Raw genomic sequence first — 14732 nt, forward strand, 5'->3', positions numbered from 1 at the left:
TTTACCTAAGGAAACAAAATTGACAGTATACAAAATTGTTTTATTCTAGTAAACTTAGGGTGATCAAACGAATCAACTTGGAAGGAGAATACTACAATGGGACCTTTTACACTACCAAAATTGGCTTATGCATATGACGAGTTAGAGCCATATTTGGATTCTAAAACCATGGAAATTCACCACGGCAAGCATCACGCAGCTTATGTTGCAAACTTAAATAAATCGTTGGAAAGTTACCCCCAATTCCAACATGCAACAATCGAGGAATTACTGAGTAACTTGGACGAGATTCCGGAGGATATCCGTTCCACCGTGCGTAATCATGGTGGAGGACATTATGGTCACAGTTTGTATTGGTCTATTATGAGTCCAATCGGTGGCGGTCAACCATATGGCGATATTGCCAAAGGCATTGAAAAGCAATTTGGGAGTTACGAGCAATTAAAAGACGAATTAACAGCAGCGGCATTAAGTCGGTTCGGCTCCGGTTGGGGGTGGCTTGTTGTGCATAACGGGAAGTTGGAAGTGATGAGCACTGCCAACCAGGACACTCCACTTATGGAGCAGAAGACACCGATTCTCGTCGTTGATGTGTGGGAACATGCCTATTATTTGCAGTATCAGAACAAACGTCCTGACTTTGTGTCGTCCTGGTGGAATGTAGTGAACTGGGAAGAAGTAAACCGACGTTATAACGAATCCATTCGATAGGAGCTACAGTGGTGTAAATGTCTTTACAGCCTAGAATAAACAGGGCAATCGGAGAATGTCTTGACAGCAATAGTCTCAACTCGGCATCAGATCGCGATTAAGCAGAAGGAGGGATATCCATGCACGATCATGCTGCTGCATTACGCTTTTCCTCAACTAGGCGAGATATTGTATTGTTGTTGAAAAAGCTTGGCGCAGCAAGCATTCAACAAATGTCGGAACAGTTGGAATTAACAGGAATGGCTGTGCGCAGACACTTGATTGCACTGCAGAAAGAGAAATATGTCCGGATCAGCAAGCAGTGCGAGCATGTTGGTGTTGGGAGGCCCAGTTTTGTATATCAGTTAACAATAGCAGCTGAGCAGTTATTTCCGCATCAATACGATGTTCTTGCTACAGAACTAATGGATGAAATTGACCAATTGTTTGGGGAAGATTATATCAATCAGTTATTTGAACAAAGGAGGAATCGGATAGAGCGTAAATACGAAACGGCGATGTTAGGTCGAGGCTTTGAAGAGCGCATAGCAACATTAGCTGCGATCCAGGACAAAGAAGGATATATGGTCACGTTAGAAAAGAATCTGGACGGTTCGTATTCGTTTGAAGAAGCCAATTGTCCAGTGTCCCAGGTTGCACTTCGTTATCGACAAGCATGTGCTTGTGAGCTTGCTCTATTTGGAAGTTTGCTAGATGCAGACGTGAAGCGGATGCAATGTATTGCGGATGGAGACACTAAATGTCTATATCAGTTTACAAAAAGAGACACGTAATGCTGGCGGATAATCGAGGGATAGCGTCGGATGATGTGAAGCGCCTAAAAGATGAAGCTGCCGGTTTGGTTGACATTGTTGACATATAGGGATACCATCGGAAGTAATCTTTTATGTATAAATGGCAACACTCAACTTGTGGAAACGGATAAGTTGATGTGTTTGGAGGTACCCTCTAGTTATACTAGAGGGTATTTTATGTTATTAGGTATAATTTCACATTATAAGTTTGAAATACATGGTTATTAGGAGGCGCTATGACGACCATACCACGGAATCATGTGCATATTGTCGAAGACGATGCTCATATTAGACGTTTTATTACGATTAACCTGGAGCGAAGCGGGTTTACCGTCACAGAGTCTGCTCTGGGGAGGACAGCACTGGAGTGCCTGAAGGAAAGTAAGCCAGATGTTATTGTTCTCGATATAATGCTGCCTGACATGGACGGTTTTCACATTTGCAAGGAACTTAGGGCGATAGATCCACATGTCGTCATCGTTTTTCTAACAGCACGAGGTCAAGATCTGGACAAGATTAGGGGGTTGGAACTTGGGGCTGACGACTACATCGTTAAACCATTTAATCCGCTTGAACTGGTGGCCAGAATTAATACGGTGCTGCGTCGCACGCAGCATGCAGCAATTCCGACGAGAACTGTGCTGACCTCCGGTGCGATCAGACTAGACCTGGATGCTAATCAATTGTATAAGCATGACTGTACAATTGAATTAACACCCAAAGAATACCACATGATGCGCGTATTTTTGGAGCATCCGAACATGGCTCTAACTCGTGATGATCTGCTGAATCTAGTGTGGGGAGAAGACTTTGTAGGTGACCCAAAGACGGTAGATGTACACGTTCGCAAACTGAGGGAAAAAATTGAAGACGACTGCTCCAAGCCCCAGCTTATCGAAACAGTATGGGGAAGAGGGTATCGCTGGAGAAAAGATGATTAAACACTTTGGCATCCAAAAACGACTAGTTGGAAGTTATTTCATCGTTATCTTCATTACAGTATTTATTTTGGAAGTATTGCTAATAACGGCAGTTCGTTATTATTACGTAAACAACGTGGAACGCATCTTAGCCAATCAAGCGGAAATATCCGCTTCTTTCTTTCATCATTATTTTGCTGACGAAAATATCGTAGAGCAGTCTGAACGGCTGCTCAAAGGGTTTGCTGAAAATACCACGGCTCAAGTACAAATTATTGACTCAAGGGGGATGCTCCTTCAAGATTCCTCAGAAGGGTCATACAAGCTGCTGACTCGGCTCCAATTTCCGGACCTGGGGAAGGCACAATACGGAGAGGCAGGAGTATGGAAGGGGCGAGATCCACTTACAAATGAACTTGTGATGGCCGTATCTTATCCGCTACAAGCCAAGCAGACTACAGTAGGTGTCGTTCGATTTATTACCTCTCTTACAGAAACGATGGCAACCATCAGGTACATTACAACAATGCTTATTAGTGTCGGTTTAATAGTGATTGTCATCGTTGCTGGATTGGGCGTTGTACTCTCACGTATGATTACGAGCTCCATTCGAGACCTGAAGCTGGCAGCTGATCGAATGGCGGAAGGGGACTTTACGGTTCGAGCAAAGAAACGATACGCGGATGAGCTCGGCACATTGGCAGATACGTTAAATACGATGGCTGTTAAAATAACACGCAACGAGCAGCTCAAAAATGATTTTATTTCATCAGTCTCCCACGAAATTCGAACACCGTTAACCTCTATTAAAGGCTGGGTGGTCACATTAAAGCCAGATAACACTAAGTGTCAGCAGCTCCTTACAGAAGGGTTGGACATCATTGAATCGGAAACAGACAGGCTTACTCAGCTGGTTGATGAATTATTAGATCTCTCCAAGCTGGATAATGGTCGCATCGAGTTGACTCGTGCTCCAGTTCATTTGTCCGCACTGCTGAGCCATATAAGTGCACAATTGGCACCAAGGGCTGCGAGACTAGGCATTCTACTGGAAGTGAAAGCAGATCAAAATCAGGAAATGATTCTCGCCGATGAGAATCGATTAAAGCAAGTATTGATTAATCTATTGGACAACGCGCTAAAATTTACTGAAGCTGAAGGTCACATTCAAATATACACCCACTCATCTTTGGAACAAATTGTCATTACTATTGAAGATTCTGGTGTAGGGATAGATCCGCAAGACATAGATCACGTGTTAAACAAGTTCTACAAGGGAACGCACAAGAGAGCAGGAAGTGGTCTTGGCTTGTCCATATGTGCAGAGATCATCAAGCTGCACCAAGGCGAGCTCTTGATCGATAGTATACCGGGACACGGTACTAAAGTTCATATTTGTCTGCCGCGAAGCAATAGCAAGAACTTTAACGATTTCATAACCTTTTAGACGAGATGTCTGTATACAATAACATTAGAACGTTGACAAGCGAGGTCAATATCCAAATGACAGGAAGACGAATCTTGGCAGGTATGTCGATAGCATCATTATGCTGGTTAAGCGGCTGTGGAATGCCTGCTGCCCCAGAGGACCTAATTAATCCACCTTCAGGAAATGTAATATTCCCTCATGCAAGCTTTCGAGAATTATTACCTGAGGGCTCCAAGGTGGTGAACTCTGCTCACGGGACAGGAAGCAGTGGTATTTCGTACGGAGATGTGGATGGAGACGGCGTTGATGAAGCTGTTGTGGTGTATGAAGAGAGCACCCGTAACGAGAAGCTGATTAAGGCAGCCTTGTTTAAGCAGCACGGAAATAAGTGGCGTATCATCTGGGACACAGCGGGATCGGGGTACGGCTTGGATTACGCAGCTATTAGAGATGCGGATCAGGACGGAACGTCCGACATTATGCTGGGTTGGAGCCTGGGCAGGGAAGAAAAAGGACTTGATATCTACGTATGGAGGGACAATGACATTAAACTATGGAAGCAAAAGGGATACCGTGGGCCGTCTGACTTGGACCAAGGAGAGTAATCTGTTTCGATACACAGATGATCATTGTAAGCTCTCTGAGAGGGGAGCTTTTTTGATGAGCATTTTGGGATATACCCGGACAAAGGCTGCTGATAATCATGCTTAATAAGCTCTGGAATATGGACAAATGGATGCTGGCAACGCTGCTCTGTCTTCATGTGATCGGCACTATCGCTATCTATGAAGCAACTGCCAATACGGCTTTACATGGTTTACATGTAAACAACATTGTATTGGTTGCCCTGTCTTGCATTCCGATGCTGTGTATCGGGCTTGTGGATTATCGAATCCTTATATCCAAGCTGTCTTATGTGCTGTATGGGGTAGGAATTGGCTTGCTCGTTGTTGTGATGTTTACTGGTGAAAATATTAATGGAGCAATTCGTTGGCTAAGTATTGGAGGTTTTCAACTTCAACCTTCAGAAATGATGAAATTGGCAACGGTTATGCTTGCAGCCTATTTATTAAGTAAGCGTGCTGGCGAAAGTCTTCGTCCTTTACAAGACTTATTACCAATCTGCATCGTATTTCTTATCCCTCTGCTCTTGATTTTGAAGCAGCCAGATTTGGGGACGGCGCTTGTCTTTGTTGGCGTATTGCTTAGCATGTTATGGATTGGCAATATACGTGCTATGTATATGCTGCTCTGCATGGGTGTGATCACAATTTCAATTGGCTTGATATGCTGGTTGTATTATACCGATCAAGAACTGTTAGCGAAAATTGTGCAGCCCCATCAATTATCGAGGATTCAGACGTTTCTAGACCCAACTAGTGATGCCGACAAGGCATGGCATGTAAATAACGCGATGAATGCGATCGGTTCTGGTGGACTGAGCGGCAATATGGGGTTTTACTTGCGCCGTGGCTTTATTCCTTATGCATATTCGGATTCGATTTTTGTTGTTATCGGGGAGCATTATGGATTTTTGGGATCGTCTACCCTGCTATTGTGTTATTTCATGTTAATTTATCGAATGGTGCTTATTGTGAAGCAATGCAGGGATATTGGCGGAGCGTACCTTGTTCTCGGTATTTTGGGTATACTAGTATTCCAAATTTTTGTAAACATTGGTATGCATATTGGCTTAATGCCGCTAACTGGAATCTCACTGCCCTTTATTAGTTATGGGGGAAGTGCATTACTTACAAATATGGTGGCCATGGGATTCGTCTTAAGTGTTCACCTTCATAAGGACGAATTCCTATTAGACATCCCAGTGAGGGTTGAGGCTGCTGTCACCAATACTACGAAATGAAAGAAGGACAGCAAGTGAAATCTATTCAACGTTATTACATTTCGAACCGTTTCTTGATTGGATTAAGTGTGTTACTCTTCACAGCTCTAGGGGCACTCTCAATCGGAATTAATTGTAGAGCTGTTCACGAATACGATCTGAATATGGCAGCATTTGTGCAAAGTTTTGAGTCTACTGGTCTGACCGGAGTAATGAAAGTGGTTACTGCAATAGGTTCGGTTAAACTAGCGGTGCTGCTGGGGCTAATTGCAGGAGGCTTGTTGTACTTTGGGTTAGGACTTCGGATTGAGGTTTTGTTCTTATTTAGTGTATTAGGTGGTGCCGCAATATGGAATCAAATATTAAAGTATTTGATTCAACGGGAACGTCCGATCATTCATCTTTTGGTAGAGGAGAAGGGTTACAGTTTTCCGAGCGGTCATACGATGGGGGCGCTTGCGCTGTATGGTGCGATCACGTTTCTGTTTTGGGGGCACTTGACTTCACGAGCGGGCCGTATTTTGCTTGTTATATTCAACTGCTTGCTAGTTGCCATGATTGGTATTAGCCGTGTGTATCTAGGCGCGCATTTTCCTAGCGACATTATAGGTGCCTTGCTGGCAAGCGGCTTATGGCTAACCATAATGATCCAATGTTTTCAATGGTATAAGAAAAGTCAAATTGGTCCAACACATAAGATGCTGCAGATTTAGGCATCGATATGAAGGCACATAAAATGATTCCCCCAAGCTATATAAATTTTGATATAGTAGAGTCATCATTTACATATTATATCGATAGTTGGAGTGGAGGATCATCATGAACATGAAGCAGAGCCCGTATTCGATGGGGGTGCTTGCAACCGGATTATCGTATCTGATGTGGGGAGTATTACCAATCTATTGGAAATCAATCGGTTCGGTCCCTGCCGAAGAGGTGTTGGCTCACCGCATCGTTTGGTCGTTAGTCTTTATGGTTGTTGTTCTGCTTGCGGCAGGCAAATTAAAAGGAGTAACGGCAGAGATTAAAGCTGTGTTTACCGATAAAAGACAAGCTACTAGTATGATATTGGCCGCAATGCTCATTAGTGTGAATTGGCTTGTATTTATTTTTGCTGTTAAAAGTGACCATGTCCTTGAAGCTAGTATGGGCTATTATATCAACCCTTTGCTGAACGTATTTCTAGCTACCTTTTTCTTGAAGGAACGTTTAAACAAAATAGAATGGGCTTCTGTCGTTATTGCGGGCGTTGGTGTGCTTTGTCTCACGGTTTATTACGGAAGATTCCCGTGGGCAGCCTTAACATTAGCTGCAACCTTCTCCTTTTATGGTCTGATTAAGAAAAAAGTAGGGGTAGGAGCATGGGCGGGGTTAACGATAGAGACGCTGATCATTGCACCTTTTGCCCTTATTTTCCTACTCTTTTTTGATCACAGCGGGGTCTCTATGTGGGATCAGGATATGTCAACCATTTTACTTCTCATGGGAACAGGTATCGTAACTGCGATTCCATTGTTGTTATTTGCAGCCGGGGCACGGCGAATATCATTTACATTAGTTGGTTTTCTTCAATATATTGCGCCTACGATTATGCTGCTATTAGGTTTGTTCTTATTTCATGAACCTTTCAGCCAACCACAATTGTTTGCTTTTATACTCATTTGGCTTGCACTGCTGCTCTTTTCTGTATCGCGATCGAGAGAAATGCTGCGCCGAAAGGCAGAAAGCAGGCTTAATGCTCAGTAATTATAGCAGCTAAAGTCTCATTTGAAGGTAGGATCATTCAGTAAATGGATGGTCCTATTTTTCTGATGAATCGCTTGTATATAAAATGAATAATTTATGTATATAATAAATACCCGCCATTTATTAGATCTATTTATTAATTTGAATTTGGACCAGCGTTAACCGATACGCAGTTGTATAGCGTGTAACTTGCCTTAAAGGTAGGTGTGGTCTTTGATTTTGTTTGGGGTAGGGTGTACACACTTCAAAATAAGTAATTACTGAATTATAAAACTTATAGATCTAAAATGTATATATTTTGAATAATTATAAATTAAACAATATTAAAAGCAATCAGAACAGTTAAAACCTTCATTATGAAGGGACTAACCGTTCTGTTTTTTATTTTAGTGGCGTATTGACAAGTGAACTGAATCTATTGATAATAAGAATCGTTTTCAATTACAACGGAAGAGGAGTTTTACTGGATGAGTTTTTCACAAGTATGGAAGCAGCACTTTTTTACGTTTGCAGTTGTGCTTATGCGAATTTCTTTTGGAGTAGGGTGGTTATTGGCAGGTATTACGAAGATTACGGACAAAGGCTGGTTTAGACAGCCAAGCGTATTTTTGCGTCATTATTTAGAAACGGCCTTAACAAAACCTCATGTACCGCAGCTATACAAGCAGTTTATCAAGCAGATGTGTTTGCCATATGTAGATCTTTATAACTATGTGATCCCTTGTGTGCAAATCGCTGTCGGGATATTGTTGATCGTTGGTTTGTTTACGCTGCCGAGTATTCTCATTTGCTTATTTATGCATATCAACTTTATTTTGTCTGGCAATATGAATGTGATTAGTCTTGTTCTCTATACGAGTTCCTTTGGTCTGCTTCTCTGTGGTACACGTACTTACATACTCAGCTTGGATCGTCTATGGAGAGGAGTATCCTCGTTCACACAGACCTCGTCCGCAACGGTGTCCGGTATCCTTTTTCAAAAAAAGATTGACAACTATTAAATTTTAATTAATAATTTGTCCTGCGGCTAATTGATATTGAGAATCATTTTCAATATTGCAGTATACATATCTATTACATAACAGGGGAGTACACACAAATGAGACAGAAACAGAAAATCTTTAACGTGCTCGTATCTACGAGCTTACTTGCATCTTTAGTTCTACCAGCATGGGTATCTGCAGACAGTACACTTCAGCCAGCACCAATTGATATCCAGCAAAATAATGCTGCAGTTCAAAGCGCAGCACTAACGTCACCTGCTGTGAATCCAGCGAGCGTAACTCAAGCTGTTTATGATATCGTTTCAGTGGAGGCGATTCCAGACTCATCTTATCCCTATCGAACAAGAGCGTTTGAATTTTCCTTGCCGGATAAAGTAAAAGTACAACTAAGCGATGGCAGTGAAACGGAATTATATGTAGGATGGTCATTTAATGCATATAATCCGGAAAACGGTACGGGTGGTACTTTTGTGGCGGAAGGAAAGCTGCGTGGGAATCCTTGGGGTTCTTCGCTCCCTGTGAACATTTCGAACCCGAATCACATCGTAGCTACAGCTAATATTACAATAGATGCACCAAAGCAAGTCGTAAGTATAGCTGCATTACCGGATGTTGATGATGTCCTAAACGGCACTAGCTTCTACAGCCTCGATTTACCGAGGGAGGTAGAAGTGACACTTGATGATCATTCAACTGAAATTATCTCTATTACATGGGATCAAAGCAGCTATGATCCGGACCAAAAAGCAGCTCACAGTGTGGAATTTACGGGCCGATTAGGAGATCGCTACGGAATGCCAGTCGGTGTAGAGAACAAGAGTGGACTGCTGGCAAAAGTGAAGGTGTCCTTTAAAGCTGCCCGTTCCATTACATTCTTTAAGCCAGTTGAAGTGGGTGGTGTACCGTATCATACAACTAAATCAGCAGATGCATTAGGGTTACCGAAGGAAGTGACAGCTACATTAGAAGACCAGAAAGAAATGCATGTTCCGATCAAATGGGATGTGGCAAGCAGTTCCTATGACCCTGACAAGCTGGAAGCACAAACGTTTGAAGTTGTGGGGATGGTTGATGGCGATGTTCGTGGGCTGCAAAACCCAAATGCCATCATCGCAAAAGCGACAGTAAAAGTTGCGAAGGCGAATGAAGTGACCAAGGTTAGCGCAATTGAGGTAGCACATGTGCCTAATGGTATTAGCAAGACAGCACTTGCGTTTTATTTGCCTAAGCAGACAGACATTACGTTAACCAATGGGGATCAAGCTAAAGTTGACATCACATGGGATTTGGTAAACTCAACATATGACCCTGACAATACGCAGCAGCAAGCTATAGAAGTGAAAGGAACGTTGGTTCACCTTCCAATCGGAGTTGCGGCACCTCAAGAACAACTAAAAGCAACCGTTCAAATTGATGCTATGCGTTACGTGGATAAGCTTCATTCGAAGATTGAAATTACAGGAATTAACAACGGCTCCTCTCCAACAGTTGATGCTTTTGGTTTACCTAAGCAAGTAGCTGTTCAATTAACGGACGGCAGCCTAATCAATACGGATGTACAATGGCAATTAAGCAGCATTAGTTATGACAAGCGCATCAAGAAGGAGCAAACCTTCACTGTGTCGGGAGCGCTCATAAATTTGCCTGCTGGAGTGAAGTCCAATACGTTTCAGGCGGTTGCAGCCGTCAAAGTAGATGCACAATCTCTAGCAGTGGTTGATACAAATGTTAAATTAAGTGATGTTGCTGTAACCAAGGCAGGTCGACTGACAACTGAAGTGCTGGGCGAATATTTCTTGCCACTGTCAGGGGATGTCACAGGCTCAAATGGCCAGCCCATAAATGGTCCGGGTACAGCTCTTATGGTACTACAGATGTACATTGATAACGAGGAAGTAAGAACAATAGATTATTTGGGTCGGAGTCTTGCGTTAAATACGAAGTTGTATGTCGGGTGGAGCAATAAGGAAGTTTTAGGTGAAGCAGCTAACGTGTTAAAAGCGGCTTTGTTACATCATCCTAAAGGAAAAAACTATGAAGTAATGACTTCTGAATCTCCAGCAGGTATTATTATAAAACAGAAGCCGGGTAGCGGTTCTGATGAGTTTGTATACTTGAGTGTAGTCGACAATGGAAATGGCTCGGCTGTAGAAGGCTTAGCGTGGGATGACATGCAAACTAAAGTTGCTGGAAGTTTTGGTCAGACTGGCATGAAAGCTAAATTTAGCCTTGAAGTACAGTCGGGTGCTAACACTGCTGGCAATCTGATCGTACATGTTGCAGACGGAGCTATCGACAAGCAGATAGCAGTGGCAGTCAACGCGCAGGATGACGCAGCTATAATTACTCAGAAGATTGCAGCGCAGCTTCTTCTAGATGCTGAAATCGCGCATGCATATATGGTAACAGCTGAAGGAAAATCGCTAGTCTTTACTGCACTGGCAGATGGACCTAAAAAGCCGGCAATATCAATTGTTATGCCAGATCGGAACAACTCTGGTGGCACGGTAACACCTCCTGATCAAGGTGGGTCTGGAACTACGAATAGTGGAGATACAGGAAGTACGAGCGGTACAGGATCTGGTATTAACGGTAGCGATACAAGTCCAAGCGCGAACAAAGACACTGCGACTGATAAAAATAAGGATAACAAGCCATCTACAGATCAAGGCGATAAAGGAGCTAACTCCAATAATAATGGCAGTGTAGAGCAAGCAAAATCGTTCATTGATCTACAGCAGCACAAGTGGGCTCAAAAATCGATTGAATTGCTAAGCAGCAAAGGTATCATTAAAGGAACGTCAGAGCAAACATTTTCGCCAGGTGCTGCGATGAAACGCGGTGACTTTGCACTGCTGCTCATGAAATTGTTGAATGTATCTGCTCAAACAAGCACAGCATTTATTGACGTTCCACAAAACAGTTACTACGCTGAAGCTATATCCAGTTTGAAGGCTGAGGGGATTGTACAAGGTTTTAAAGGAGGTAAGTTTAACCCAGAAGCAGCTATTAGCAGACAAGATCTGATGGTTATGCTGCACAAAGCATTGACGAAGTCCGGTTTTACATTCAAAAATGGCGATTCAAGTGCGCTGCTTCGCTTTACAGATGCAGGCAAAGTACAAGATTATGCCAAAGCAGCTGTGCTGACAATGCTCGCTGAGGGCATTGTTAAAGGAGACGGCAGCAAGCTGAACCCAACAGGTATGGCAACAAGAGCAGAAGTATCCGTGATGCTTGAGCAAGTGCTGAATTTGCTGCCGACATCGTCGAAGTAATCAAATAACAGAGCCTGCTTGATGCCACTCATGAAGATACATGGCGTATCTCGTGGGTGGCTCTTGGCCTCCTTAATGAACAAGCTAGTGCATCCGTGCAAACGGCTTGCTATTATAGAGAGTTTCTGTTCCTAATTGTTATCGTTTGTTTTCAATAGATATACTAAATTAATTTAGAGGAGTTTTTACTATGAATTTACGCAAAGCGATCCCGGCCGTCCTAATTACATCTACACTATTAATGTCAGGCTGTAACTCACAATCCGGCGCAGACGAGAAAAAGCCGGCAGCGCAAGCAAATGAACAGACAACAACTTCTACAGCTCCAGCTGCAGAAAAGGCAGATTTCAAGGATGCGATCGAGCAGTACCGCAAATACGTCATTGAAGAATGTGATAGCTTTGTTACGCTGACGGGTGAGTTTGTTGCAGCTGTCAAGTCCGGCGACATGGAGAAAGCTAAATCATTGTATGCTCCTGCACGGATGCATTACGAGCGAATCGAACCAATTGCTGAAGCATTGGGCGATCTTGATCCGAACATCGATGCGCGCGATGGGGACGTAGAGGCAAAGGACTGGCGTGGATTCCACCGCATCGAACAAGCCCTCTGGGAGAAGAAGACGACAGACGGACAACAAGAGTACGCTGATCGTTTGTTAAGTGACGCCAAGCTGCTTCGTGCCAAAGTGGAGACGGTCGAAATTGAAGCATCGCTGCTAGTGACTGGAGCCGTCGAATTATTAAATGAGGTATCTACATCTAAAGTAACGGGTGAGGAAGAACGTTATTCACACACAGACTTGTATGATTTTGCAGCGAACGTTGAAGGCGCTCAGAAAATTTATGAACTATTGAAACCTCAATTAGAGAAAAAAGATGCTGAGCTTGACAAGCAGATCGAAACAAAATTTAAAGCTCTAACAGATGAATTAGCGCCTTTCAAAAAAGAAGAGGGTTATGTCTCTTATACGGAACTGACAAAAGAAGACGTGCGCAGGCTGAGTCAGAACCTGGACGCATTAGCAGAACCGCTCTCACATATGGGGAAATTGTTGGGAGTGTAAACCATGGCAAAACGTTTCAGAACAAATATGTCTAGTGAAAGTTCACGGATACAATGGATACAACAATGGTTGTGTCCATTGTATCTACTTAGGCCGCTTTCATACACTTCCCGTGCAGTTGGGCGTTCGATAGCGGTGGTTCTAATCGTGAGTATGTTTTTTATACCGACCCGCGTGATGGTGGCAGAGGGAGCTGTACCCTCTGTTGATCAACTGCTGCCTTTAGTTGGCGGGGCGCTTGTTGAAACCGGACAGCAGAACTGGGAGACGGCGGCCACAGAACTGGAGCAGTTTTCTCAGTTTTGGAGTGATATCAAAGATAAAGCGCCCACTGCGATTGCGAGTGACATTAATGTTCACTTAGCGGCCGCAATAGAGTCCGTAAAGCAAAAGGATGCTGCTCAAGCAAAAGAGAGTTTGTCGGCATTAGCGAACAAAGTTAATGAATATGTTGACGGTACGCAGAGTGAAAAAGATAAGCCTTCTGGCAAAGATACTGCCGAGATATTGCTTGGCATGGTCAAGAAAACACATGAGAGTCTGTCACAAGGCGCGATCCAACAAGCCCAGGCGGATTATCGTAAAATCGTTAATGATTGGAAGAAGATTGAGAATCCGATCCGCAACGATAATTTTGCCGTTTACAGTCAACTTGAAACCAAGATGACCTTAATCCGTGTAGCGCTCCAAGCCGATCCGCCCAAGGAAAAGCAGGCGCAGAGTGAACTGACTCATCTTATTGCCATTATTAAGGATTACAGGGCAGGCAAGATGGACGGAACAGCAGGCAAAACAGCAGAGACTCATCGTTTATCAGATGCGCTTGTGCTGCTTCAACAAGCCGATAAGGCTTTACAAGCCAATAACGCTGAGCTTGCCTCGCAGCATGTGCAAGCCTTTATTACGATATGGCCCTCTGTTGAAGGAGAGGTGTCTATCTCGTCTGCTACGGTATATACAGACACGGAGAATCAGATGTCTGAAGTACAGGGGTATTTGCTGTCGAGTCCCCCTAATGTGATGCAGGCGCAAACAGTCATTGGAAAGATGCTTCCTGCTCTTGAAGCTATTGCGAGCACAACTTCCTACAGCGCATGGGATGCAGCTGTCATCTTGCTGCGTGAAGGTCTTGAAGCCATCTTAGTGTTGGCTGCGTTATTGGCCTACGTTAAACGTACGGACAACAAGACAGCACGTAATTATATTTGGGCGGGTGCAGGAACAGGACTAGCGGTTAGTGCCGTGCTGGCTATTGTGCTTACGTATGCAATCGCTCAGGTCGCATCTGGAAGCACACGTGAACTGATCGAGGGAATCACTGGTCTATTTGCGGTTGTGATGATGCTGACGATTGGGAACTGGCTGCATAGCAAATCTAATATGCAATCCTGGAATGCTTATATTGGCAAGCAGGTGGATGGGGCGCTCGCAAAAGGAAGTCTCTGGTCTTTATTTGCTGTATCTGGATTAGCTATATTACGTGAAGGGGCCGAGACTGCAATCTTCTACATTGGAATGGCGCCATCCATTGAGCCGCTTCAGCTTGTAATCGGCATTGCAGGAGCTTTGCTCGTATTAGTCGTTCTCGGTTTCGCCATTATTTATTTCAGTGCAAAGCTGCCAATACGTCCATTCTTTATTGCGGCTACTGTCCTTATTTATTATCTTGTCATTCGCTTCCTTGGCGAAAGTATTCATTCCTTGCAAATAGCAGGTCAAATCCCAGCGCATAGTCAGGCTGGACTCCCTTCTGTTAGTTGGCTTGGAGCATATCCAACTTGGGAGACCTTTGCAGCGCAGCTGATCGCGCTCCTAGTTATTGCATATTTGCTATTACGCGGGATTAGCCGAAAAAGGAAGTAAGGGGTTATGCTGATTGGCGATCTGAAGAAAATACCCCCGTTAAGAAGCCATTTCAAAAAAAAAGATGTAAGATGCATA

General features: G+C 43.6%; 12 protein-coding genes. All 12 read left to right on the forward strand.

Annotated elements, in window-relative coordinates; all coding sequences use genetic code 11:
• Positions 1-96 precede the first annotated feature (96 nt).
• The 12 genes from MH117_RS05650 to MH117_RS05705 all read left to right on the forward strand — a co-directional run bounded on the left by MH117_RS05650 (position 97) and on the right by MH117_RS05705 (position 14654).
• Positions 97-711 carry a superoxide dismutase gene (locus MH117_RS05650; protein WP_239327652.1) on the forward strand — a complete coding sequence of 205 codons (615 nt, stop codon included), beginning with the start codon at positions 97-99 and terminating at the stop codon, positions 709-711.
• A gap of 119 nt (positions 712-830) precedes the next feature.
• Positions 831-1484, forward strand: a complete 654-nt coding sequence (locus MH117_RS05655) for a helix-turn-helix transcriptional regulator (RefSeq protein ID WP_239327653.1) — start codon at positions 831-833, stop codon at positions 1482-1484.
• Positions 1485-1741: 257 nt separating this feature from the next.
• Positions 1742-2446 (forward strand): response regulator transcription factor, encoded by a 705-nt coding sequence (locus MH117_RS05660; protein ID WP_239327654.1) that lies wholly within the window; start codon positions 1742-1744, stop codon positions 2444-2446.
• On the forward strand, positions 2439-3872 hold the full coding sequence (locus MH117_RS05665) for a sensor histidine kinase (protein WP_239327655.1): 1434 nt from the start codon (positions 2439-2441) through the stop codon (positions 3870-3872). Before MH117_RS05660 ends, MH117_RS05665 begins: the two co-directional genes overlap by 8 nt.
• Before the next feature lie 56 nt (positions 3873-3928).
• Complete coding sequence (locus MH117_RS05670; protein WP_239327656.1) at positions 3929-4459, forward strand: hypothetical protein; 531 nt, start codon at positions 3929-3931, stop codon at positions 4457-4459.
• A gap of 98 nt (positions 4460-4557) precedes the next feature.
• A complete protein-coding gene (locus tag MH117_RS05675; RefSeq protein ID WP_239327657.1) occupies positions 4558-5718 on the forward strand; it encodes an FtsW/RodA/SpoVE family cell cycle protein in 1161 nt (386 codons plus the stop codon).
• A complete protein-coding gene (locus MH117_RS05680) occupies positions 5715-6410 on the forward strand; it encodes a phosphatase PAP2 family protein (RefSeq protein ID WP_239327658.1) in 696 nt (231 codons plus the stop codon). Before MH117_RS05675 ends, MH117_RS05680 begins: the two co-directional genes overlap by 4 nt.
• A gap of 106 nt (positions 6411-6516) precedes the next feature.
• The gene (rarD, locus tag MH117_RS05685) at positions 6517-7443 is read left to right on the forward strand and encodes an EamA family transporter RarD (protein WP_239327659.1); all 927 of its coding nucleotides are present in this window, start codon (positions 6517-6519) and stop codon (positions 7441-7443) included.
• Between the two features lie 467 nt (positions 7444-7910).
• Positions 7911-8444, forward strand: a complete 534-nt coding sequence (locus MH117_RS05690; protein WP_239327660.1) for a DoxX family membrane protein — start codon at positions 7911-7913, stop codon at positions 8442-8444.
• Positions 8445-8542: 98 nt separating this feature from the next.
• Entirely contained in the window at positions 8543-11725 is a 3183-nt protein-coding gene (locus MH117_RS05695; RefSeq protein WP_239327661.1) for an Ig-like domain-containing protein, read from the forward strand.
• A 190-nt stretch (positions 11726-11915) separates the two neighbouring features.
• Positions 11916-12791: an iron uptake system protein EfeO gene (efeO, locus tag MH117_RS05700; protein WP_239327662.1), complete on the forward strand. Its 876-nt coding sequence runs from the start codon at positions 11916-11918 to the stop codon at positions 12789-12791.
• Between the two features lie 3 nt (positions 12792-12794).
• On the forward strand, positions 12795-14654 hold the full coding sequence (locus MH117_RS05705; RefSeq protein WP_239327663.1) for an FTR1 family protein: 1860 nt from the start codon (positions 12795-12797) through the stop codon (positions 14652-14654).
• The last annotated feature ends 78 nt before the right edge of the window (positions 14655-14732 follow it).

It is taken from the genome of Paenibacillus sp. ACRRX, from assembly GCF_022346885.1.
In the GTDB taxonomy this organism is placed as follows: Bacteria; Bacillota; Bacilli; order Paenibacillales; family Paenibacillaceae; genus Paenibacillus_B.

Excerpts from the sequence above, each read along its gene's own strand:
- MH117_RS05650 (WP_239327652.1), top strand. The coding sequence starts at position 97 with ATGGGACCTTTTACACTACCAAAATTGGCTTATGCATATGACGAGTTA.
- MH117_RS05655 (WP_239327653.1), top strand. The coding sequence starts at position 831 with ATGCACGATCATGCTGCTGCATTACGCTTTTCCTCAACTAGGCGAGAT.
- MH117_RS05660 (WP_239327654.1), top strand. The coding sequence starts at position 1,742 with ATGACGACCATACCACGGAATCATGTGCATATTGTCGAAGACGATGCT.
- MH117_RS05665 (WP_239327655.1), top strand. The coding sequence starts at position 2,439 with ATGATTAAACACTTTGGCATCCAAAAACGACTAGTTGGAAGTTATTTC.
- MH117_RS05670 (WP_239327656.1), top strand. The coding sequence starts at position 3,929 with ATGACAGGAAGACGAATCTTGGCAGGTATGTCGATAGCATCATTATGC.
- MH117_RS05675 (WP_239327657.1), top strand. The coding sequence starts at position 4,558 with ATGCTTAATAAGCTCTGGAATATGGACAAATGGATGCTGGCAACGCTG.
- MH117_RS05680 (WP_239327658.1), top strand. The coding sequence starts at position 5,715 with ATGAAAGAAGGACAGCAAGTGAAATCTATTCAACGTTATTACATTTCG.
- rarD (WP_239327659.1), top strand. The coding sequence starts at position 6,517 with ATGAACATGAAGCAGAGCCCGTATTCGATGGGGGTGCTTGCAACCGGA.
- MH117_RS05690 (WP_239327660.1), top strand. The coding sequence starts at position 7,911 with ATGAGTTTTTCACAAGTATGGAAGCAGCACTTTTTTACGTTTGCAGTT.
- MH117_RS05695 (WP_239327661.1), top strand. The coding sequence starts at position 8,543 with ATGAGACAGAAACAGAAAATCTTTAACGTGCTCGTATCTACGAGCTTA.
- efeO (WP_239327662.1), top strand. The coding sequence starts at position 11,916 with ATGAATTTACGCAAAGCGATCCCGGCCGTCCTAATTACATCTACACTA.
- MH117_RS05705 (WP_239327663.1), top strand. The coding sequence starts at position 12,795 with ATGGCAAAACGTTTCAGAACAAATATGTCTAGTGAAAGTTCACGGATA.